Raw genomic sequence first — 22,227 nt, 5'->3', positions numbered from 1 at the left:
GGAGAGGAGAAAACGGGGAGGGTTGATTTTTGTACACAAGAGTAGAGAACAGATTTTGGCAAGATGAAAAAATGAGAACTGTTTCTAGCGATGCACGATATCTGATGTTATACCTTCTGACTTCGCCACATCGTAACATTCTCGGATTCTATTTTCTGCCCTCTCCCTACGCATGTTTCGATCTTGGATGGGATGAGAAACGGTTTAGTAAAGGGTTACAGGAACTGATTTCTGCCAGTTTGATTAAGTATGATGCTCATGCGCATGTAGTGCTAATTAAAAATTATCTCAAACATAATCCTTTAGAAAATCCAAATCAGGTTAAAAGCGCAATTGAGAAATTGGACGAAATCCCTGAAACACCGTTATTTCAGGACTTTTGGGAGTTAGTGAATAAGTTTGATAAACCGTTTTATAAACCGTTACTGGAACGGTTAGGCGAACGGTTACGGAAACAAGGAACAGGTACAGGTACAGGAACAGGTACAGGTAAAGATAATATAAACATGTGTGCCTCGGCTAACGCCGAGTGTGTGATTGACACCTCGGCTGAGAAACCATCTGACACTACGGAAGATGGTGGAGCGCAGCAGAAGGAACGTGTCAAGACTGCTTCTGCTGGCAAAGGTGAAGATTACACACCCGAATTTGAACAATTTTGGGCCATATATCCCCGGAAAGTCGAAAAAAAGAAGGCATTCAGGGTATGGAACACTAGGCTTAAAGAAAAAATTAGCCCACATGATATGATTACTGCTGCCCGTAACTATGCTGCATACTGTAAAAAGCAAAGTATTGAGGCAAGGTATATAAAGCATCCAGGGACATTTTTGGGGCCTGATAAGCCTTTTACAGACTTTATCAAGGAGGTTGTAATTGATGGAACCAGTGAAAGAAGTTTTAGCACGAATGATGAAACTAAACCAGACCCGAGAGACAAGCTCTTCGCAAGAACCCTTGACTAGGAGAGTTACTATAGACGAAGCGAGGAAATATGTAAATACAGGGGATATATTACCGATAACATGCGAATTTTGCGGTAAGAAACTTCGGGCCAGCGGATTGCTTATACACATGCTAGGCACATATAAATGGATTCGTACTAATGACTCTTATGAAGACTGTGATTGCGAAGGCGCTAGAAAGCAAAGAGAGAAAGAGCTAGAAGAGGCCTTAAAAAAAGCACAGGAAGAAAAAGAAAGAGCATATCGTGAAAAAATCGAAAGAATGATAAAGGAAAGCAAGTTAGGAGAAAGGTTTATGAGCCGGACATTCGAGAATTTTATCATTGATGATAAAAACAAGGAAGCATATGAAATAGCCAAAAAATATGCGGATGAATTTCAAAAATATAAAAAACAAGGGTTGGGGCTTATATTCATAGGCAAATACGGGACGGGCAAGACTCATTTAGCAGCAGCAATATGTCATGAAATTATTAAACAAAACTATCAGCCTATATTTGGAACAATGATAAATTTACTTGAAAAAATAAAAGTCACATATGATGATGAATATTCAAAAGAGAATGAAGAACGTGTAATAAACAGATATATAAATTGCGATTTGCTGATAATTGACGACCTGGGTAAAGAAAGGCCTACGGACTGGGCACTCGAAAAACTTTATTACATCATCAACACAAGATATGAAAAATGCCTGCCGGTCATCATAACCACAAATTACAATACTGAAAAGCTAATAAACCGCCTAACCGTGAAGGATAACATTGAGTCCGCCGAGGCTATAGTATCCAGGATATATGAAATGTGCAAAGGTATCTACATGGACTGGGAAGATTACAGAAAGCTTTAAAATTGGAGGGGTTAACATGAGGTCAGCTGGTATTATAAATGAGCGTGACCGTCTACTGGATCTTTATCACAAAGTAAAGGGCGAGGAGCGGTTGAGGATTTTAGCTCGTTTAGTAGTTTTAGATGAGGAAGAGGGGAGAAACAATGTTAGAAATAGGCACGCCTGTAAAAGTATCAATGCAAGTAACTAACCATAGAAGGGAAACCGTAAAAGGCAGAATTATCAAGGAATATGAGAACTTTTACCTTTTACAGACTGAGCATGGATACAAAGAATGTCTCAATAAATCGCTTATCAATATCGGGGATATAAAGATATTGGAGAGATGACAATGAAGACAAGAATACCAGAGCATAAATGCCATAATTGCGGTGAGTGCTGCGGGCCGGTGATGGCTACAGAAAAAGAGATTGAAAAGATAAGGAAATACGTTAGAGATATGCCTAAAGAATATAAAGAGAAACTTAAAAACCAGGAAAAGGCCATACTGACTTGTCCTTACAGAGATATTGAAAATAAGAGATGTGCCATATATCCTGTTAGGCCCACGATATGTAGAATGTTCGGTGTAGTAAAAGGAATGCAGTGCATCTATGGTAATACTGCGGAGTTGGATGGCTCACAATTTCTTGATAGAACTAAAGAATATTACATATTACCAAATTTTATGGAATTAGATGTACGGGTACAAGAATTGGAAGAAGCTTTACGTGAAGCGTTGAAAGAGCTTTATGCACACAGGAAGCGACATTATCTCGATTCGCCAACTCCTGGGCCGGTGGAAAGAAAAATCGAAGCAGTGTTAAAGGGGGAATACAAAAATGTGTAACTCTGAAGGAGAAAAATTGATGGAAGACTTTATAAAGTTTATAAAGGCTGAATCCGAGGCATTTGAAAAAGCTGGTATAAAAACAGGAAGGGTAGAATTCATCTGCCCGATATGCGGAGGTAAGGCTATAGGCAACAGATACAAATATGGTGGCAGGATACACGGTTTAGGAAGTGGCTGCACAAAATGTGGGATAAGGCATTCATAAACAGGAGGTGTGACTATGGCCGAGATAATGCAGTGTCCGGCATGTTTGATGTGGCTCAACACGGAGCTTAAAGAGGCAAGAGTAATAAACAGTCATCTTCCTTTATACAAATGCGAAAAATGTGGCGCATACTTCAATGAGGATGGAGTATGGGCATATGGCGACAAAGAAATAAATGAACATTCCTGGGTAATGGCTAATGCCTTCTGGTCTGGGTATTAAACTTACAAGGGGGTTTGAATTATGAGTATAATAAACCGAGAAATATACAAAAAACTAGAATGGCATTTATTTCATTATTTCGATATAAGACGTGAAGTAAAGGAATACAGAGATACTATACTTAATTCAAGCCCCCCTGAATTTGGAGAATGGGGTGGAGGGGTGTCTTACCATTCCGATCCAACGGCAATAAAAGCAATCCGGCTTGTAAAACCTGAAATACGGGAAAAAGAAAAATGGATTGAGATTGTAGAGAAAACTAAAGCACACTTTGAAAATACAGATAAAGGTCGGCTTTTACAAATGAAATACTTTGACAAAGAAGGCCCTGGATATATTCAAAGAAAATTACATATTGATAGAGCCACTTATTTCAGATGGAAGAATGAAATCATTTTATATATGGCACTGCTGGCACAGAAATATAATTTAATCGATATTGAAAAGGTATCATAAAAGTATGCGACTTTTTTTAAGGATAATATGCTATAATGATTACAATGGGATACGGAACAATGCAAGAACCAGAAGGTTCTTTTTTTATGTCCATTTATGAGAGCGACGATAGCCATCTGCAAGGACGGCTCTTGTATTATAGGAGGAGTACAATGAAACTTTCCGCAAAAGAGCGGCGACTAAAAGATTATCTTGAGAAGTGTAAAAGGAAAGGCATACAACCGACAGTAGGAGATGTTTGCAGAGATTTACGAACTACGCCATTAACTTTATTGGGCAAAACTCTACCAAGCCTTAAGGCGAAGGGTTTGTTATAAAAAGTATGCAAAGGTTCTTTTTTTATTTGCCCTGAAAGTGGGTGAGGTGAGGTGGCATTAACAGAAAAACAGAAGCGGTTTGTTGAAGAGTATTTAATTGACTTGAATGCAACGCAAGCCGCTATCAGAGCAGGATATAGTCCTAAAAGAGCAAGTGAGATAGGTTATCAATTACTACAGAAAACTACAGTATCAAATGCGATTGCTGAAGCGATGGCGGAAAGATCAAGAAGGACTGGTATCAGTCAGGATCGTGTAATCCGTGAATACGCCAGGATAGGCTTTGCAAAGATAACTGATTTTGTAGAATGGGATGACTTCGGCAGCATTCGAATAAAACCTAGTAACGAACTTTCCGAAGATGATGCTGCAGCAATTGTTGAGGTTTCAGAAACAGAAACGGAACTTCCTTCTGGCGGTGTTAAACGTGTGAGGAAAATCCGGCTCCATGACAAATGCCCTGCACTTGAAAAGCTTGGCAAGCATTTAGGGATGTTTACAGATAAAATAAATATTAGCGGTGATGTAGGTGTACAAATAGTTGATGACATAGATGAGTGATGCTTCATGGTTACAGTGAACTTAAGAAAAGTCATAGCACCATCGTTTTATGAAATCCATAGCGATATAAAACATAATCGTTATACACATTACTGGTTAAAAGGCGGCAGAGGCAGCACAAAATCATCGTTTGTCAGTATAGAAATTATCCTCGGGATAATGAAAGACCCAGATGCCAATGCCGTGGTCTTGCGAAAGGTTAAAGAAACGATAAAGGACAGCGTATTTGAGCAGTTAGTTTGGGCGATAGAAAAGTTAAAAGTAGCAGAGTATTGGGATATTAAACATAACCCGATGGAGCTAACTTATCTTCCAACGGGACAGAAGATTTTATTTCGGGGAGCGGATAAACCGAGGAAAATTAAATCAATCAAGGTTAGTCGGGGTTATGTGAAATATATTTGGTATGAAGAAGTAGACGAATTTAACGGCATGGAAGAAATTCGCATAATCAATCAATCCCTTATGCGTGGCGGTGAACAATTCGTTGTATTCTATACCTACAATCCGCCAAATTCGGTTAGAAACTGGGTTAATGAAGAAGTATTGATTGAAAGGCCAGATAGGAAAGTACATCATAGCACGTATTTGACTGTTCCTCGGGAATGGCTCGGGGAACAGTTTTTTATTGAAGCGGAACACTTAAAGAAAGTCAATGAAAAAGCATACAGGCATGAATATTTGGGCGAAGTGACCGGCACTGGCGGCGAGATATTCACCAATGTAATAATACGGAAAATAACAGACGATGAAATCAAAACTTTCGACCGGATTAAGCGGGGGATAGACTGGGGATATGCCATAGATCCTTTTGTTTATATCAAGGTTCATTATAACAAGACCAGGCGAAGATTGTTTATTTTCGATGAAATATATCAGGTAGGATTGAGTAATCGGAAAGCCGCAGAGTTAATTAAAAAGAAAGATCCAGAGCACCAGACCATAATTGCTGATAGCGCCGAACCAAAATCCATAGCAGAGATGAAAACATATGGCATAAGAATCAAAGGAGCAAAGAAAGGCCCTGATAGCGTTGATTATGGAATTAAATTCTTGCAAGACTTAGAGGAAATTATAATCGACATTGACAGGTGCCCTAATGCGGCAAGAGAATTCCTTAATTATGAATTAGAAAAAGACAGTAATGGCAATTTTAAAGCGGAATTCCCTGATAAAAATAACCATACGATAGACGCCGTCAGATATGCCTTGGAAGATGATATGCTCGAAAGAAAACCGATTGTAAACAAACCGCAGGGATGGTGATGACATGCTGACAGACATAAACTTCCTGAGCATAGGGCAGAAATGGCCCCCGCCGAGTGAAATAGACAGATTGCAGTTATACGACAACAATAGAAAATTATTCGAGGGTAAGCATGACCAGGTATATAAAGACTGGGTTAGGCTGCTTCGGGAAGACCAGAAGGCAATATTGGAAATAATTCTCAATTGGCCCAAGCGATTATCGACGCTTTGGGCTGATTTGTTGTTAGGAGAGCCGCCGAAGATTACAGCAGGCGAAGAAGGCAGCCCAGAGCAGCAGACATTAGAGAGAATTATAAACGACAACGGTTTGATAAACGTTGCATACGAGGTGGCATTAGACGTATCACGGTTCGGCACCGGATTATTCAAGATTAGGCACGACGGTAGGGCAATCATAGAAGGCCAGCCGCCGATAATATGGTTTCCGGTTGTAAAGCCGGACAACGTCAAGGAAATCACAGCCCATGTGCTGGCGTGGACTTGGGATGAAGAGATACAGGGCCTGTTCGGGACGAAGAAAATACAGCATCTTAAAGCCGAGATACACGAAAAAGGAAAAATCACAACGGCAGAATACATTGTCAAGGATGGCAAAATATCGCAGGAAATAAGCAGAGAAGAACAACAGACCGGCATTGATGATTTTCTCATAGTGCCGGTAAACAATGTGCTGACAACGGACAGAGTGACGGGCCTTGATGATTATAGCGACCTTGACAGCGTTATTCAGGAACTCGAAATCAGAGTTGCGCAGATAAGCCGTATACTAGACAAGCACGCAGATCCGAATATGTATGGGCCGGAAACAGCGCTTGAAAAAGATCCAGAGACAGGGCAATGGACTTTTCGTGGCGGCGGGAAATACTTTCCTGTGGGCGACGGGGAGAATCCGCCAGGATATGTCACTTGGGACGGGCAGCTTGAAGCAGCTTTCAAGCAGATAGATCTTCTTATGGAGCAATTTTATGCCTTGAGTGAGGCATCGGCTGCAGCATTCGGGCAGCTCAAGCAAGGTCTTGCTGAAAGTGGTAGCGCTTTAAGACGTTTAATGATGGCCCCGCTAGCCAAAGTAAACAGAATTAGAATGAGGTTTGACCCGGCGCTCAAAAAAGTGCTGAAGCTTGCAAGCGAACTTGAAGTTGCTCAGGGTATGAGTGACGCAGTCAAGCTTGAGAATATCAATATAGCATGGCGTGATGGATTACCAGAGGATGAGATGGAGAAGACACAGATCTACAGCTTGCGGGTACAGAATGGCCTTGCGTCGAGAGAAACGGCGCTGAAGAACTTATATGAATTTGATACCCAGACGTTACGGGATGAACTGTTGAAGATTACAGCAGAAGCCAATCAGCAGACGCCTTTGATATTCAGGCCGAATTTACAACCGTCAGAACAACAGGAAGGGCAACAAAATACAGGCGGTGGTAGTTAATGGCCTTTGATGAGGAAAAGCAGATTCAGCAGCTTATAGAGCTATACCGCCAGGGCTTTGAGGAGATACTTCGCATAATTATACAAAAAGAAGCGAAGGGGCAATGGACGACATATTGGAAGGCAATATTGAAGGATGTTTACGATATACTAAGCCAGCTTGATGATAACACCCAACAATGGATACAGCAAACAATAGGACAGGTTTACAGCCAGAATGCAGCACAGGTTGTGGCATATTTGAACAGCTTAGGTTTAAATAAAATAAATGAGGCCAATGTAATTCATCAGCGGGCCATTGATGTTGTGGCTCAGAATATGGCGGATAATTTGCGGGATGCCTTTCAGTTTATCGGAAGACGCATAAATGATGAATTTCGGCGAATAGGCCTTGAAGAAACAGGACGTAAGTTTGTAAGCGGAACTACAGTAAGGGATATGAAACAAAGACTGGTTCAAAGACTATTAGACCAGGGTCAGACAGCATTCATTGATAAGCTTGGAAGGAAATGGAGGCTGGACAGCTATGCCGAAATGGTAGCACGGACGACAACCAGAGAGGCGGCAACCATAGCAACAATAAACGAGTGCAAGGAATTTGGTGTTGACCTGGTAAGGATATCGACGCATTATCCCACATGTGAACTATGTGCACCTCTTCAGGGAAAAGTTTTCAGTTTATCAGGCAGAGATAAAAGATATCCCAAATATGATGGTGATAGAGCGAGGGTTCCCGTTCACCCTAATTGCCGGCATGTTTTGATGCCCTATATTCGTAAACTTGACCCTAATGCAGATGAAACACAAAGGTATAGCAATACTTCATTAACGAAAGACCCACGAAGCGAGGCTGAAAAACAGGCTTATAAAGAAATGAGAGATTTAGTAACAATCGCCACTAACCGGAAAAGAGCCAGGGAAATCCTTTTAAATGAAAACATACCGCTAGAAGAAAAAATTAAAGCTGCCCAAAAACTAAAAAAGAGTTATGATAATACAGGTAAAAGACCGATGGGCATTGATGCGGGTATATTGAAGCAGTATGAAGAATATATTAAACGCACAGTGACTAAAGATAAAAGCAGTGATATAATTAATAATTGCCCAAATATTAAGCATCTCATAACAAACCGCCAAGGTAAATAAACCAAGGCGGTATTTTTATGCCCAAAGGAGGTGATGACATTGGCTGTCTCAAACAAGCCCTGGGGAAGCATCCAGGAATCGGATTACGATGTTCAGCAGTGGCATAGGGCATGTTTGATACATTTGCATGACGGTGCACCTACTGCTAAAAGCCAGTGTAAGTTACCGGTGTGGGAACCGGACGGGACATTGAACCGTAATGGTGTTCATGCGGCGGCGGCTGCCCTGGCGGGAGCAAGGGGCGGAGTTGATGCACCGATGGAACAGAAACGAAAGGCGGCCAGGAAACTTATAACATTGTATCGGGAACTGGAAGAGGAGCCGCCAGACAGTATCAAAAGATTGGCGGGTGTGAAATGAAAATTCCGGACAAAGTAAAAATAGGTTACAAAGATATAAAAGTGCTAAAAACGGATGGCGATGTTATAGACGGTACGACACTATGTTATGGAGTTATTCGACATAATGATTGTATTATAGAAATTTCAACAAAATATGCTGATGACGTCCAAAAATGCGCTTTGATACATGAGATAATCCATGGAATTGACGATATATTTAACATCGACTTGAGAGAGGAACAGGTTGACCAGCTTGCGAAAGGATTATATCAGGTAATTAAAGACAATCCAGATGTGTTTACACCGGCACCGTAAAGGTGCTTTTATTATGTCAAAATACGGTTACGCACGCCGGTTAAGTGCGGTGAAAGAAGGAGGTAAATGACATATGAACTTACAGCTTTTTGCAGATGGCGGGGACGGCACCGGCCAGGGAACAAATACCCAAACAGGCGCTGGGGGTAATGACGCCAATAAGGGCGGAAACGCTGGAAGCGGAAATACTGGCAATGAGCCGAAGACTTTTACACAGGAGGATTTAGACCGCATCATCAATGAGAGGCTTGCCAGGGAGAGAGAAAAATACAAAGACTATAATGAACTTAAAAAAGCGGCTGAAGAACTAAAAAAGATAAAGGAATCCCAGATGTCTGAAGCTGAAAAGCTTCAGGCAAAACTAGTTGAATATGAAAGGGCCATGGCCGATAAAGAGCTTGAGCTTGCAACGCTAAGGGCAGAACAGATTAAGACCAAGGTATTAACTGAAATGGGCCTTCCTCTCTCCTGGGCTTCGAGAATCTTCGGTACGACTGAAGAAGAGATAAAAGCCGATGCCGAGGAATTAAAGAAGTTGTTAGGTATTCAAGGCAAGCCCATAGGTGGAGGAACTAATCCACCTGGTAGCGGTTCTCCGACTTTTACACGTGAACAAATCGAAAGAATGTCACCGGATGAAATCAATAAAAACTGGGATATCATCAGTAAGCTGATGGCAGAAGGAAAACTTAAATAGGAGGATGATAGATAATGGCGATTGATAATTTTATTCCAACCATATGGAGTGCAAGGCTACTCCAGAACCTTCAAAAATCCCTTGTATACGGTCAGGCTAATGTCGTAAACAGGGATTATGAAGGTGAAATAAGAGATGTGGGTAATACTGTTAAAATCAACAACATTGGCCCCATAACTGTTGGAACATATACCAAAAATACTAACATCGGAGATCCTGAAGCTTTGAACGGTGATCAGACCACTCTTGTAATAGATCAGGCCAAGTATTTCAATTTCCAGGTGGATGATATCGACCGGGCACAGCAGAATCCTAAAGTGATGGATGATGCAATGAGAGAGGCCGCTTATGCTCTTGCCGATGCCGCAGACCAGTATATAGCAGGGCTTTATACTGGCGTTGCCGCAGGAAATACCATAGGGAATGATACTACTCCGGTGGTTCCTACAAAAGCGGATGCTTATGAACATTTGGTAGACATGGCAATAATCCTTGACGACAACAAAGTACCCAGGGCAAACCGTTGGGTAGTTGTTCCACCCTGGTTTTATGGCCTTCTCTTGAAAGATGACCGCTTTGTCAAGGCCGGAACTCCCACATCCGACCAGGTGTTGAGAAATGGTGAAGTAGGCCAGGCCGCAGGCTTTACAGTGCTGGTATCTCACAATGTTCCGAATACTGCAGGCACAAAATATAAGATTATCGCCGGTTCCACTATTGCTATCACCTATGCTGAACAAATTAACAAAGTTGAAGCCTACAGGCCGGAGAAGCGGTTTGCTGACGCAGTTAAGGGGCTCCATCTCTATGGTGCTAAACTTGTAAGGCCTGAAGCTATAGTGGTTATGACTGCCAACAAGGCATAAGGTGTGAGAAAAATGTGGTTTCGCAATAAAAAAACTGGTCTAACATGGGAAGTTACGGGAGAGCTTGCAGAAAGGCTCTCCCGTTCTTCCGAATATGAGGTGATAGAATGTCAATCACCGTCGGAATTGATTCCTACATCGACATCGCCGGAGCAGATGAATATTTTGCAGGAAGACTCTACAGCGACGCCTGGAACAATGCAACAGAATCAGATAAAGAAAAAGCCCTCAAGCAGGCGACAAAAGCAATAGACCGGCAGCCGCTTAAAGGCAGGCCGGTTGATTTAAAACAGCCGCTGGCCTTTCCAAGATGTTATCTTGCACCTGGAGCACCGCCTTCACAGTATCGTTTTGACCTTCTTCCCGGCTGGTGGTGCGAGACAGATGTGCCGCAGGCTGTCAAAGATGCTACATGTGAAGAAGCTCTGGCATTGCTCGAAAGAGGCAACAGCCAAAGGAGAAAACTTCAACAGGAAGGAGTTCAGGCGGTTGATATTGGCGATGTTTCTGAGACATATCGGCCCGGGTCTGGCCGGGGGCTTATTAGTCAAGAGGCAAAAGAATTGCTCAAGCCTTATCTTGCCGGGGCGGTGCTTATAACATGATAAAAGATTACCTAAACCAGGTTGCGACGTGGTTTAAAAAGACCGGGCAGGATGCATACGGTAAGCCTATTTATGCTGAACCGATTGATATTCATTGCCGGTTTGAGGGCGGCATGAAGCTCATTAAGGACAAAACCGGCAAGGATGCAGTAAGCCAGGGGGTTTTTTACGTAGCTGATAAGGTGGGACTTGATGATAAGCTGGAGTATGACGGTAGAGTTTATTTTGTATTAAATTTTGCCGACATCATGTGTTTTGATGGAGCTTTTGCATATCGAAAGGTGTGGGTCTGATGGCCGATGATTTACTTGACTTTTCCATTCAATGGGATGGCATAGAAGAAATAATGGCAAACCTGGATAAGGCCACTGATGAAGTCATAAAAGCGATAGAAGAAGGTGTAAACGAAAACGCAGAGGATCTGCTGGAAAAGTCCAAGGCGTTGGCGCCGCATTTAACAGGAGATTTGGAAGCAGCAGGACACCTTGGAAAGCTTATCAATAACGGAAAAGAAATAAAGCAAAGAGTGATTTTCAGCGGTGTGCCATATGCCCTTCGCAGACATGAGGAAGCGCCCAGGATGGGCACATATCCGCAATATGACCAGGAAGGACGAAGAATAGGTGAGTATATCGATGGCCGAGGTGTTTTCACAAGAGGAAAGCCTCCCGTGGATGGCATGGAGCCGGGAAGGAAGTACCTTGAAAGACCGCTAAAGTTTTACTCAAAAAAGTATATGCAAACCATAGCCGATAAAGTCAAAGAGGTGCTGAATAAATGATGTTGATAGAAGAAATTGCTAAATTCCTGCAAACACACGGTATCGGTGCTTTGGGGAATGATATTTTTATAGGCTTTCAACCGGCAGAACCAGACAATTGTATAACCATCCTTGAGACGGGAGGTTATAGGCCTGACTATATTGAGGCTATTAGATATCCAACCTTTCAGTTTATTGTAAGAAATATCGATTATGCCCTGGCTAATTCCAAAGCAGAAGAAATATTTGCCTTATTTCACTCCAAGGAAAATTATTCCCTTGGAGATTTTTATATCTATTACAGTGAATTTGCACAGGAGCCGACATACATCGGCCAGGATACAAATGGCAGATATGAAATCAGTTTAAATTTAGAAATCACAAGGAGGTATTAAAATGGGTACCAGAAAGAATGTTTTAGTCGGTGCCGTATCGATGAGTATTTCGAAAGATGGCGGTACCACATGGATAGATATCGGTTATACTCAGGATGGAGCATCGCTTAATTACAGTCCCACATTCCAGAATATAGAAGTCGATCAAGAACTTTTGCCTGTAAAAAAGGTAAAAACCGGTGAAACCTTGACGATAACCGTAAATATGGCTGAAGCCACTCTGGAAAATTATAAACTTGCATTGGGCTTACCGGATACAGCATTAACTGAAGATACTACTCTCAAAACCAAAACATTAACTCTAAAGCCGAATTTTGAACTACCTGAACACCAGGTAAAATTGGTAGGCAAAAATCCAGATGGCCTTGATAGAACGATTACACTGTTTAGAGTGGTTTCCACCGGAAATGTTCAGACAAGCTATACCAAAAACGGAGTGCAGCTCATACCCATTACGCTTGAAGCACTGGCAAACGATATGAATGAATACGGTGAGATTGTGGATAAAACAGTATAACAGAGGGATTAATTTCCCTCTGTTATGTTTTTAAGGAGGGATAACATGGCGAACAGTATAGAAAAATCGCTTCCTCAATCTAAAAAAATACATGGTATTGAAATAAAAAAAATGCCTTTAGGCAAATATTTGAAGGTGCTTCAATTACTTCAGGATTTTCCGCAAGAAATATTTAAGGCTTTATATCCGGGGAAAACAGCGGAAGAAGCATTAAGTGAAATAGGAGATATTACTTTTGATAAAGTGCTGGATCTTCTCCCTAAACTTATTGCTTTATTGCCGGATAAGATGCTTGATATTATATCTGAAATACTTGATGTTGACAGAAAACATCTTGAGGAAAAAATGACACCCCTTGAACTAATAGAAATTATGCAGGAATTTGTAAAAATAAATAAGCTTGATGAACTTCAAAAAAAAATTTATCCTATGATGGAGAAAATACCGGTAATCAACCAGATGATGAAAATTGGCTCCAATACCTGATATTGTGGGCTTTAAACAAAGGAATTAGCAAAAGGGAGTTATTCGAGGACTATTACATCGACGAGATAAAAACATTGCTTGACATATCAAAACTTCCAGACGAAAAACAGCAGGACTTTTCATTTGAAGAGATGGGATTTAAAGTGATCCGCCAGTAAAGGTGGTGAGAAAATGGAAGTAGGATCTATTACAGCTACAATCCGAGCTACTGCTGAAGCCTTTAAAGCCACGATGAATGGCGTCAAAAAAGAGATACAGGATCTGGCAAAACAGACCCAGGAACAGGCAAAAAAAGCATCGGATGCTGCAAAACAGATAGCACAGGGGAGTAAAAATGTTGCCGATGGGGCCAGGGAAGTGCAGGCGGAACTTACAAAAGTAGCGGTAGCATCAGCAGCAGCATTTTACGGGATGATAAAGGGCATTCAGGATGTAATAAATTCTACAAATCAATTCAATAATGCCATTATTGGGTTGCAGTCTACTGCAGCAAGTTTAAATATTAATCTTAATGATGTTACGGAAGCTGCAAAGGAACTTTCCAAAGATGGGCTGATGTCTATTGGCGAAGCGGCTACAGGATTAAAAAATTTACTGCTGGCCGGTTTTGGACTTGATCAGGCTATAATCCTAATGCAGCGGTTTAAAGATAGTGCTGCTTTTGGCAGACAAGGAGCATTATCCTTCGGAGAGGCTATTGTTTCAGCTACGGAAGGTATCAAGAATGGTAACAGCATATTGGTAGATAATGCTGGTGTCACAAAAAACCTTTCCGTTATGCTGGAGGAAGCGGGATATTCAGCCCAGGATTTATCCCGGGCCACATCCGATGCAGGAGTGCGGCAGGCCATATTTAACGGTATATTGAAGGAAACTCAGCACCAACTTGGTGATGCTGCTAAGCTAGCAAACAGTCTTTCCGGTCAGATGAGCGCATTTGAGGTGCAGGTAAATTATGCCAAGACTGCTGTTGGCAATGCACTAGCACCTGCCATGGAAAACTTATATTCGGTTATGAGTTTAGTGCTACAGGGGTTTACAAATTTAGCAAATGCACATCCGCAATTGGTTGCCGGCATCATAACCGTAACGACATCCTTGACCGGTCTTGTGGCCCTATTTACTTCATTGAACTTAATAATCCCCCAGGTAAAAAAAGCCATTGAACTCCTAAATGTCACCCTGCTGAAGTCTCCCTGGGGATGGGTGGCTCTGGCTATCGGTGCGGTTGTAGCGGCAATTTATAACTATATAGCGGCCACGCAAAGAGCAAAAAAAGAGCAGGAACTTTTCAACCAAAAGGTAGAGCAATTAAACAAAATCAAGGTCGAAGGTATTCAGGATAACCAGGTGGAAGAAATCAAACAAGAGGCCCAGCAGCTTGAGGATTTAATTAGACGATATGATGAATTAAAGGCAAAACTTGAAGAAGCCAAAAATACCTTCCGTGAAAGCCCGGGGGTGGCCGCCGGTTATGATACAACTATTGCCATTACTCAGGCGCAAATAGGCGAGCTGGACAAAAAACTGCGCCAGCTTGGATATACGTATGAAACTGCAACGGAAGCCATAAAAATATACAATAAAGCCCTGGAAGAGCAGGCCAAAATCCAGCAGTATACCAATAATGACGCAATAAAATCAGAGATAGAAAAATATACCGCAATACAGAACACCAATCAGAAAATAATAGAGAGTGCCCAGCAGTATATAAATCTTGCACAAAAACAGAACTTATCGGCCCAGGAAGCCAGCCAGTTAGCAAATACCATGCAGTATCTTATAGATATCTTCGGCCAGGATATAGCGGTAAGGGGTAAAGACGGAGAACTTATCGGCATAAGCATTGAGGCATTAAAGAAAGAAGTCGAGCAGGTCAAAAACAGCAGCGAAGAACATAAAAAAGCTATAGAAGCCAAGATAAGGCAAAGGAAACTGGATATCCAAAGTGAGCTTGACAGGGCTAATGCCATACTCAAAAGCTTAAAAATAGAGCAACAGGCTTATTTAGAGCAACAAAAGATCCTGGCAAAGGTCTTGAAAAATCCATTGGTACCCTTCGGCGGGTTAATCGGAAGTGTCTTGGAACAAGATTGGGCCACTCCTTATGAAATACAAATACAGGGTCAGCAAAGATATATTAACGAACTGCAAAACAGCATAGCTGAATTAGACAGGTTGCGGACACAGCTATATACTTCTTCTATCGCAACCAGTGCTGCAAAAATAAATACAAAAGCATCAAAAGCACAGGAAGTATATCGTAATGAAGCCCTGGAAAACGCTCTTGATGTATATAATTACCGAAAACATTTAAATCAATTAACTATAGATGATGAAATCAAAATGCTGGAGACTATAAAAGCGAAATATGCTAAAACTGCCGATGAAATAAGGCAACTCGATACGATGATATATGATGCCCGTCAGGAGAAAATGCGGCAGTCCTTTGAATTCTCTAAGAACTGGATTGACCAGGAGAAATATTATAACCGAATGTCTTTAGAAGAAGAACTAGCCGCATGGGAGCGGGTAAGAGATAGATACGCAAAAAACAGCGAGTTTTATAAGGAAGCGGATAGAGAAGTATATAGAGTCCGGAAGGAAATGCTGGACAATTCGGTAGAGGCAGTAAAGAATGCAGCTGACAAAATGTATAATGCTCAAATCGAGGCTCTTCAGAAGGAATATGATGCCTTGCAGGAGGCCTATAACGATAGGATAGACCTAATCAACCGAGAAAAAAACGAGAAGATCGACGCATTAAGAGAGGCCCAGCAAGAGGCCCTTGATAGTCTTGATAGAGAGCAAAGAGAATACGAAAAGAATTACAAAGCAAGGCTCAAAATGATTGATGATGAGGCCAATGCCAAAATAAAGGCCTTGCAAGACCAGATAGATGCCATAAACAGGGCTGCCGAGGAACAGGATAGACAAGAGCAACTTGCAGACTTACAGAGGCTATATGAATTATATTCTAAGTCTACAACAGCAGAGGGCCAGGAAAAGGCTAAAGAACTGGCAAAACAAATAAGGGACATCCAAAATGAACAACTTACTCAATCCCTGCAAGACCAAATTGACAACATTAAGGAGAATGCAGAGATCCAGAAAGACCAACTCCAGCAGGAATATGAGCTTATGCAAGAGCGCTTTGCCGAGGAAAAGGATGCCATCAAAGCCCATTACGACGAGCTAATTAAAGAAGCCCAGGCTTATTATGATGATTTACTTGAAAGGACAAAGAAAGCATATGAGGAAGAAAAACAAAAACTGGATGAAAGGAAATTCATCATAGAGCAGACTCATGAGCAAATTTTAGCCAGCGCACAGCAGTTTGCCCAGCAAAATCTGGAAGTTTATAAGCAAAATCAGGATGATATCATCAGCATGTTGCAATCTAAAGCTGGAGTATATTATCAATCAGCCCAGGCCCTGGGCCAGGCATTTGCAAGAGGCTTGGAGGAACAGGCCCAGAGAGTGAAAGAAGCGGCCACGAAACTTGCACAGGCGGCGTCGGATGTTTTAGAGCTTCATTCTCCGGCAAAGGAAGGGCCATTGTCAAGGCTGCACACCTGGTGGAAGGCTTTTACACCAACGCTTCTTGCTGGACTTGATATAAGGCCGATAAAAGACATAATCATGAATGTGCAAGGGGCAAGACCTGCTTTTGCAGGAGCGCCGAGGCCGATAATAGTAACGTTAAATGATTACGGGCAGAAAATATTTAAGGATAAGCTGGATATAGAAAATTACCAGCGAGAGCAGGCAAAAATACTGCGGAATACATTGGAGGTGGGGTAATTGTTGGGTTTCACATTTAACGGACACCACAGTTCGGAATATGGAATTTATATGCGCTCACGGAACAGGCAATTACTTCCCTCCATTCGCCAAGTAGAAGAAGTTATTCCAGGCAGGCATGGAGTATACGATTATTCTTCAGGGGAACTTGAAGACCGGATTATAGAAGTTGATTGCGCTATTGTCGGAGACTTACGAAGCAAAGCCAGGCAGATTGCGGCATGGCTATATTCGACCACCCGGGGGAAACTTATTTTTGATGATGAGCCGGATAAATATTACCTAGCAAAAATCAATAACAGGATAGATTTAGAGCAGACCATAAACCTTGGAAGGTTCACACTTCAGTTTAAGTGTGAGCCTTTTGCGTATACAGATAAAAGCTTGAGTTTTTCCACCAAACCAGAAGTCATAATAATAAATAGCCAGGGGACATATAAGACGCCGTTTATAATATCAATCAAAAATAATGGTTCCGTGAATATGAAAAATATCAAAATCATGCTTTATAAGGGGTGATTCGAGTGCTGCACATATATGCCAACAGCAATAAAACTGGCATGTTTAGCGAGGGTGACGGGAGCAATCCTGATGTGGCAACGGGAAATGGAACCACCGGATTTACTGCTGATAGAGCAATTTATATCGGAAATGATAGCACTGTCAAAAGGTATGAGAATGTAGTAATAACGGCAGTAAATGATGATGCGAATGTAGATATAAAATTTGCACTAGATTTAAACGGTTCTCCGGGGGCTTTTAGCGACAGTTTGAATGTAGGAAGCATAGCCGCATCCGGGCAGTCGGGAGATGTGGTAAAGATATGGAGGCGTGTGATTGTAGCGCCGGGCCAGGACAGTCAGAACAGAACAAACATAGACTATAAAATAACTGCTGTTGAATATGCCGTATAGGACGTGATTTTATGGGATATACATGGAATCAGTTATCACAAAATACCTGGGATAGTTTAGGTTTATACACATGGGATATGCTTGCGAACGCTCTTAAAACTTTAATTGATACAAAGCAGTCTTTGACCATGGATTTTACCGGGAATATTGATACCAAGATTGTATTGACGGTAGAAAAAATTATTTTTGCAGATACAAAGCAAGTTATAACGTTAGACAGAGAAACTTTAGCCGATAGCAAACAGATTATATACGCCAGTAGGGAAAAATTAACGGATACCAAATTTATCATATCGGCAGATAAGATATATCTAATAGATTCAAAACAGATGCTTTATCTACCAAAAGAGATTATTATCGATTCTTTGCAGCTTACGGCCATGTTATCGCAGATGGTATTTACGGGCGAATTGGGGCCAGGACAAACACTTGTTATCGATACAGAAAAATTTATTGCTTTGGTAAATGATATACTTGCCAATAATTCAGTAGATAAATTTATTGAGTTAGAAACAGGGGTAAATTATTTAGTTATCCAGGACGATACCGGCAATGTGCTTATGACCATACAAATCCAGTATAAAGACAGGTGGTTATAATGAGAGACGTCCCCATAGTCCTTGACAAGGATTTGAAGCGGATAGCTTATCTTGAAAATGCCTTCAACGTTAAGGTGACAGAGCAAATCAATGGAGATTATGCCTTCTCAATGAATTTGCCTCGGAATGATCCTAAATGGCAGTATATTCAATATGGAAACTATGTTGAAATCAAAGGCCAATATTTTATAATAAACTACTTTGATGAAGCAAGAGACGAGGAAAATAAATTGATAGGCACTGTCGAAGGGAAACATATCTATTTTGAGCTTCTCGACGAATACTGGGAAGAAGACCGAGAAGAATTTAACTTTATCCCTGCCACCACTCCCCAGGCAGTATTAAACATGCTTTTAAGTGGCACCCGGTTTACTGTTGAAAGAGTGGATGAATTTCCCGTATCGGATATAAGGCTTGAGAGAGGGGATATACATCACAATATCCTCAAAGTTATAGAGGTATGGGGTGGAGAGCTAAAGCGGGATAATTTCAAGATATCCTTGCTCCATAATATAGGCCAGGATAACGGCATTCAGTTTAGATATAAGAAAAACATCAAGACCATAAAAAAGATTACCGATGGCCGGGATGTAGTAACCCGGCTATATGTTTACGGCAAAGATGGGCTTACTTTTGAAAGCATTACCGGCCATAAATATATTGACAGCCGGTATATCGGAAATTTCCCACGGCCCAAAATCAGTGAAGTTAAATTTGATGATATAGATGACCCGCAAAAGCTTTTAGATGAGGCACGGAAATATCTTGCGGATGTAGAAATGCCTAAAGTATCTTATGATGTCAATGTGGTGGAATTATCGAAGCTTGCAAGCTATGAATATGAGAAATTCAACCTAGGTGATATTATTACAATCATTGATGAAGAACTGGGTATAGACGTTAAGGCTGAGATTCTGGAATACACCTATTATCCTTATGAGCCGCAGAGGTCATCGGTGGTTTTGGGCAACTTCATTCCGAAGCTGACCGATTACTTTGTATCCTTCAAAAAGACCCAGGACATAGTTAATAATGCCTTCAACCGGCAGACAAAGAAACTCTCCACCAAATGGCTGGAAGGTATTATTGATGCACACAACAATGAACTTCAAGCTGGATTGGGCACTGTTGTTGCTAACGACCAAGGTCTTTTGATATTGGATAACAAAGACAATCCCACAAAGGCCATAGCGCTTGTAGGCGGAATGCTGGCGATTGCGAATCAGAAGGATGCCAACGGCAATTGGATATGGAGGACGTTTGGCACAGGAGACGGTTTTACTGCAGATGTTATAAATACAGGGCAGCTTAATACTTCGCTGGTGAGGGTGATAAGCGAAGCAGGAAATCTTTATATTGACGGAAACTGCTTGTATGTGGTAGATAGGCAGAACAATATAAGGGTTAGATTGGGGGAATATGATACTGATATTTTTGGGCTAATTATAAAAGATAAAACCGGCCAACAGACAATCCTTGACCAGGACGGAATCCTCCAATCCTGGCAGGAAGGCAGAGCCGACAATGTGGATTCGGCTAATCCGCTGGTATTAAATGTTTATATTCCACCGGAGACAAGGAGTATTAGAAGGGCAATCCTGCGTTTTCGTCTCCAGCAGTTTAGGGCTTATGAGAAGGGAGCAGCGAGTGGGGGAGGAAGCACAGTTACCAGCAGTAGCGGCGGCAGCGTGTCGTCAACTACGGCGAACGGTGGCGGTGATTATTTTACATCCGAAGATGATGTATGGGGAATTGATACAAGCAGAGGATTTGTTCCCCCATTTAGAATTTTATCTTATGAAGGAAACCATGACCATGGCGGTTTAACCGGCACAAGCGGAAGACATAATCATGGCATTCCTGATGGGACTAAACTAGCTTTATATGGTGGAGGATACACTGTATTTTTAGAATCCGGCCTTCATGACCACGATATAGGTTATGATGGAGAGCACGATCACTTGTTTGATGATGCATATCATTATCATTGGGTAACTTTACGACCACATTCACATGATTTTATTGCTCCTACTCATACACATGATGTAAATATACCATCACATATGCACCCTATAATATACGGTATATATTTAAGCACAATGCCATCAAATATAACGATAAAAATTAATGGGATTGATAGAACATCAGAATTGGGAGGGCCTTTCAATGCTGACCAGTCAAATATAAATATTGCCCCATATTTAACTATAGGGCAATGGAATACAATTGAACTGGGCAGCAGTCAGCTTGGCCGTATCGACGCTACTATATTTTGTCAATTCTTTATGGGGGTATGAAGAATGCAATTAAATAAATTACAAAAAAATGGGGATAAATTCATTTTAAATTACCAAAACGAAATGACCCTTGAAGAATTAATGAAATATAAACGAAGATTGGAATATAATTTACAAGCGTATAATGAACAAGTTATAAAAATTCAAGACTACTGCAAAAGACTTAAAAATGAGCTTGATAATATAAATACAATTTTACAAGAAAACCCATCTAAATAACTTATTCTAATGAAACCTCTACTTTTTTATGACTAACAGGGTCAATAACAGTTATTGAAGTTGGCTTGATATTTTTTGGGAATTCTAATCCCCAAGTTATATTTGTCCATGAATTTAATTTAACAGTATCTTCTTCAAAATCATAAAAACGTGGGCGTATAGACTGTCCAGTGTTAAAATTAACCTCAACATTAATATCTATTGGTCTCCAATCAAATTTATTTTTAGGAGCTTCTAATATTAAAAAATCACCATTAATTATGATAAGGGAATAACCATCACGGGCTTTATATGGGTCGGAAGTTCCAGCATGGTTTTTCATATATTTATCAAATGTAAAAGTATTACTGTAAGAGACACTGTTAATTTTTATTTTTGATTTATCAAATTGAATTAACTCATTAACCTTAGCTGTGGCAACATCTGATGTATTATTTGTAACTGTATCGCCTTTTCCCCCTTCCCCAATCACAATTTTATTATCCTTAAACTCCACCGGTACACCCAGGGCCTCTCCTACCTTTTTCAGGGGAATGTATGTATTACCTTTGTAATTCAGCACGGGCAGGTCTGATTTGAGGGCCTGTCCGTTTACTATGATTGGGAAAGGCGACCTGGTGAGGATGAACTGCTCGACGGCAGCAGATACAGAAGAGGTGATAAGCAATAAGCTAATTACAAGAAGAATCATAAACTTTTTCATTTGTAACCCCTCCATTTATATTTTGTCCTAATTTTACCACGATTTATGCAATATGTTAACCTGGCTTTCAAGCCAGCATTTTTTTATGTGAGGTGATTCTATGGCTACTTTTACTCCCAATCTCAATCTTAAAAAGCCAGATGGCACAGACCCTGTCAACATAGCCGACATCAACGGCAATATGGATGTAATCGACAGCAGGTTTGCAGGGGGAATTGTTATTAAAGATAACCAGGGCACATCCTGGCGACTGGGAATAACAAATGGAAAAGTATTTTTTGAAGAGGTGGTATAATGGCACAGATATTTGTTCCTACAAAAGATGATGTTTTAAATTACACCATCAGAACGCCGGTGACGGGGATTAAAACAGTTACTGCAACAGCGGCGGAAATCTTCGCTGGAACATCGGCTCTGTCGGGACGAAGAAAGATGATGCTCAAGAATGAAGA

29 protein-coding genes are annotated in these 22,227 nt (G+C 41.1%); 28 read left to right on the top strand and 1 reads right to left on the bottom strand.

Annotated features, from left to right (window positions below):
* The first annotated feature begins 29 nt into the window (after positions 1-29).
* The 27 genes from ACKX14_RS06870 to ACKX14_RS06740 all read left to right on the top strand — a co-directional run bounded on the left by ACKX14_RS06870 (position 30) and on the right by ACKX14_RS06740 (position 21,072).
* Positions 30-965: a hypothetical protein gene (locus ACKX14_RS06870; protein ID WP_422445999.1), complete on the top strand. Its 936-nt coding sequence runs from the start codon at positions 30-32 to the stop codon at positions 963-965.
* On the top strand, positions 880-1,815 hold the full coding sequence (locus tag ACKX14_RS06865) for an ATP-binding protein (RefSeq protein WP_422446169.1): 936 nt from the start codon (positions 880-882) through the stop codon (positions 1,813-1,815). The genes ACKX14_RS06870 and ACKX14_RS06865 overlap by 86 nt, the downstream gene beginning before the upstream one ends.
* A gap of 143 nt (positions 1,816-1,958) precedes the next feature.
* Positions 1,959-2,144 carry a hypothetical protein gene (locus ACKX14_RS06860; protein ID WP_120766731.1) on the top strand — a complete coding sequence of 62 codons (186 nt, stop codon included), beginning with the start codon at positions 1,959-1,961 and terminating at the stop codon, positions 2,142-2,144.
* A gap of 2 nt (positions 2,145-2,146) precedes the next feature.
* Positions 2,147-2,644, top strand: coding sequence for a YkgJ family cysteine cluster protein (locus ACKX14_RS06855; RefSeq protein WP_422445997.1), 498 nt, complete (start codon positions 2,147-2,149; stop codon positions 2,642-2,644).
* 19 nt (positions 2,645-2,663) lie between these two features.
* Positions 2,664-2,852: a hypothetical protein gene (locus ACKX14_RS06850; RefSeq protein ID WP_422445995.1), complete on the top strand. Its 189-nt coding sequence runs from the start codon at positions 2,664-2,666 to the stop codon at positions 2,850-2,852.
* A 15-nt stretch (positions 2,853-2,867) separates the two neighbouring features.
* Positions 2,868-3,074 (top strand): hypothetical protein, encoded by a 207-nt coding sequence (locus ACKX14_RS06845; RefSeq protein WP_422445993.1) that lies wholly within the window; start codon positions 2,868-2,870, stop codon positions 3,072-3,074.
* Between the two features lie 21 nt (positions 3,075-3,095).
* Entirely contained in the window at positions 3,096-3,530 is a 435-nt protein-coding gene (locus ACKX14_RS06840; protein WP_422445991.1) for a DUF1492 domain-containing protein, read from the top strand.
* A gap of 368 nt (positions 3,531-3,898) precedes the next feature.
* The gene (locus tag ACKX14_RS06835) at positions 3,899-4,408 is read left to right on the top strand and encodes a terminase small subunit (protein WP_422445989.1); all 510 of its coding nucleotides are present in this window, start codon (positions 3,899-3,901) and stop codon (positions 4,406-4,408) included.
* Between the two features lie 6 nt (positions 4,409-4,414).
* Positions 4,415-5,674, top strand: coding sequence for a PBSX family phage terminase large subunit (locus ACKX14_RS06830; RefSeq protein ID WP_422445987.1), 1,260 nt, complete (start codon positions 4,415-4,417; stop codon positions 5,672-5,674).
* Positions 5,675-5,678: 4 nt separating this feature from the next.
* Positions 5,679-7,112 carry a phage portal protein gene (locus ACKX14_RS06825; RefSeq protein WP_422445985.1) on the top strand — a complete coding sequence of 478 codons (1,434 nt, stop codon included), beginning with the start codon at positions 5,679-5,681 and terminating at the stop codon, positions 7,110-7,112.
* Positions 7,112-8,257, top strand: coding sequence for a phage minor capsid protein (locus tag ACKX14_RS06820; protein ID WP_422445983.1), 1,146 nt, complete (start codon positions 7,112-7,114; stop codon positions 8,255-8,257). The genes ACKX14_RS06825 and ACKX14_RS06820 overlap by 1 nt, the downstream gene beginning before the upstream one ends.
* Before the next feature lie 33 nt (positions 8,258-8,290).
* Positions 8,291-8,617, top strand: a complete 327-nt coding sequence (locus ACKX14_RS06815) for a hypothetical protein (protein ID WP_422445981.1) — start codon at positions 8,291-8,293, stop codon at positions 8,615-8,617.
* The gene (locus ACKX14_RS06810; RefSeq protein ID WP_422445979.1) at positions 8,614-8,913 is read left to right on the top strand and encodes a hypothetical protein; all 300 of its coding nucleotides are present in this window, start codon (positions 8,614-8,616) and stop codon (positions 8,911-8,913) included. Before ACKX14_RS06815 ends, ACKX14_RS06810 begins: the two co-directional genes overlap by 4 nt.
* Before the next feature lie 73 nt (positions 8,914-8,986).
* Positions 8,987-9,610: a capsid assembly scaffolding protein Gp46 family protein gene (locus tag ACKX14_RS06805; protein WP_422445977.1), complete on the top strand. Its 624-nt coding sequence runs from the start codon at positions 8,987-8,989 to the stop codon at positions 9,608-9,610.
* Positions 9,611-9,624: 14 nt separating this feature from the next.
* The gene (locus ACKX14_RS06800) at positions 9,625-10,476 is read left to right on the top strand and encodes a phage major capsid protein (protein ID WP_422445976.1); all 852 of its coding nucleotides are present in this window, start codon (positions 9,625-9,627) and stop codon (positions 10,474-10,476) included.
* Between the two features lie 107 nt (positions 10,477-10,583).
* Positions 10,584-11,081 carry a DnaT-like ssDNA-binding protein gene (locus tag ACKX14_RS06795; RefSeq protein WP_422445974.1) on the top strand — a complete coding sequence of 166 codons (498 nt, stop codon included), beginning with the start codon at positions 10,584-10,586 and terminating at the stop codon, positions 11,079-11,081.
* A complete protein-coding gene (locus ACKX14_RS06790) occupies positions 11,078-11,374 on the top strand; it encodes a hypothetical protein (RefSeq protein ID WP_422445972.1) in 297 nt (98 codons plus the stop codon). The genes ACKX14_RS06795 and ACKX14_RS06790 overlap by 4 nt, the downstream gene beginning before the upstream one ends.
* Positions 11,374-11,862 carry an HK97 gp10 family phage protein gene (locus ACKX14_RS06785; RefSeq protein ID WP_422445970.1) on the top strand — a complete coding sequence of 163 codons (489 nt, stop codon included), beginning with the start codon at positions 11,374-11,376 and terminating at the stop codon, positions 11,860-11,862. The genes ACKX14_RS06790 and ACKX14_RS06785 overlap by 1 nt, the downstream gene beginning before the upstream one ends.
* The gene (locus tag ACKX14_RS06780; protein WP_422445968.1) at positions 11,859-12,236 is read left to right on the top strand and encodes a minor capsid protein; all 378 of its coding nucleotides are present in this window, start codon (positions 11,859-11,861) and stop codon (positions 12,234-12,236) included. The genes ACKX14_RS06785 and ACKX14_RS06780 overlap by 4 nt, the downstream gene beginning before the upstream one ends.
* 1 nt (position 12,237) lies before the next feature.
* Positions 12,238-12,753 (top strand): hypothetical protein, encoded by a 516-nt coding sequence (locus tag ACKX14_RS06775; RefSeq protein ID WP_422445966.1) that lies wholly within the window; start codon positions 12,238-12,240, stop codon positions 12,751-12,753.
* 45 nt (positions 12,754-12,798) lie between these two features.
* Positions 12,799-13,239: a hypothetical protein gene (locus tag ACKX14_RS06770; protein WP_422445964.1), complete on the top strand. Its 441-nt coding sequence runs from the start codon at positions 12,799-12,801 to the stop codon at positions 13,237-13,239.
* Between the two features lie 171 nt (positions 13,240-13,410).
* Positions 13,411-17,043: a hypothetical protein gene (locus ACKX14_RS06765; protein ID WP_422445962.1), complete on the top strand. Its 3,633-nt coding sequence runs from the start codon at positions 13,411-13,413 to the stop codon at positions 17,041-17,043.
* Complete coding sequence (locus ACKX14_RS06760; protein WP_422445960.1) at positions 17,044-17,562, top strand: distal tail protein Dit; 519 nt, start codon at positions 17,044-17,046, stop codon at positions 17,560-17,562.
* 5 nt (positions 17,563-17,567) lie between these two features.
* Positions 17,568-17,957: a hypothetical protein gene (locus ACKX14_RS06755; RefSeq protein WP_422445958.1), complete on the top strand. Its 390-nt coding sequence runs from the start codon at positions 17,568-17,570 to the stop codon at positions 17,955-17,957.
* Between the two features lie 11 nt (positions 17,958-17,968).
* Positions 17,969-18,556, top strand: coding sequence for a phage distal tail protein (locus ACKX14_RS06750; protein WP_422445956.1), 588 nt, complete (start codon positions 17,969-17,971; stop codon positions 18,554-18,556).
* Complete coding sequence (locus ACKX14_RS06745) at positions 18,556-20,853, top strand: phage tail spike protein (RefSeq protein WP_422445954.1); 2,298 nt, start codon at positions 18,556-18,558, stop codon at positions 20,851-20,853. The genes ACKX14_RS06750 and ACKX14_RS06745 overlap by 1 nt, the downstream gene beginning before the upstream one ends.
* 3 nt (positions 20,854-20,856) lie before the next feature.
* Positions 20,857-21,072 carry a hypothetical protein gene (locus ACKX14_RS06740; RefSeq protein WP_422445952.1) on the top strand — a complete coding sequence of 72 codons (216 nt, stop codon included), beginning with the start codon at positions 20,857-20,859 and terminating at the stop codon, positions 21,070-21,072.
* Position 21,073: 1 nt separating this feature from the next.
* Here ACKX14_RS06740 and ACKX14_RS06735 read toward each other — a convergent pair whose 3' ends face one another.
* A complete protein-coding gene (locus ACKX14_RS06735) occupies positions 21,074-21,775 on the bottom strand; it encodes a stalk domain-containing protein (protein ID WP_422445950.1) in 702 nt (233 codons plus the stop codon).
* A gap of 100 nt (positions 21,776-21,875) precedes the next feature.
* Here ACKX14_RS06735 and ACKX14_RS06730 point away from each other — a divergent pair, with 100 nt between their 5' ends.
* On the top strand, positions 21,876-22,070 hold the full coding sequence (locus tag ACKX14_RS06730) for a hypothetical protein (RefSeq protein ID WP_422445948.1): 195 nt from the start codon (positions 21,876-21,878) through the stop codon (positions 22,068-22,070).
* Positions 22,071-22,227: the final 157 nt, after the last annotated feature.

Source organism: Thermorhabdus hydrogeniformans, from assembly GCF_049310025.1.
Classification (GTDB): domain Bacteria; phylum Bacillota; class Thermosediminibacteria; order Thermosediminibacterales; family Tepidanaerobacteraceae; genus JBJYKD01.
The sequence above is the reverse complement of the archived record's forward strand: the minus strand, read 5'-3'. Positions and strand labels throughout refer to the sequence as shown.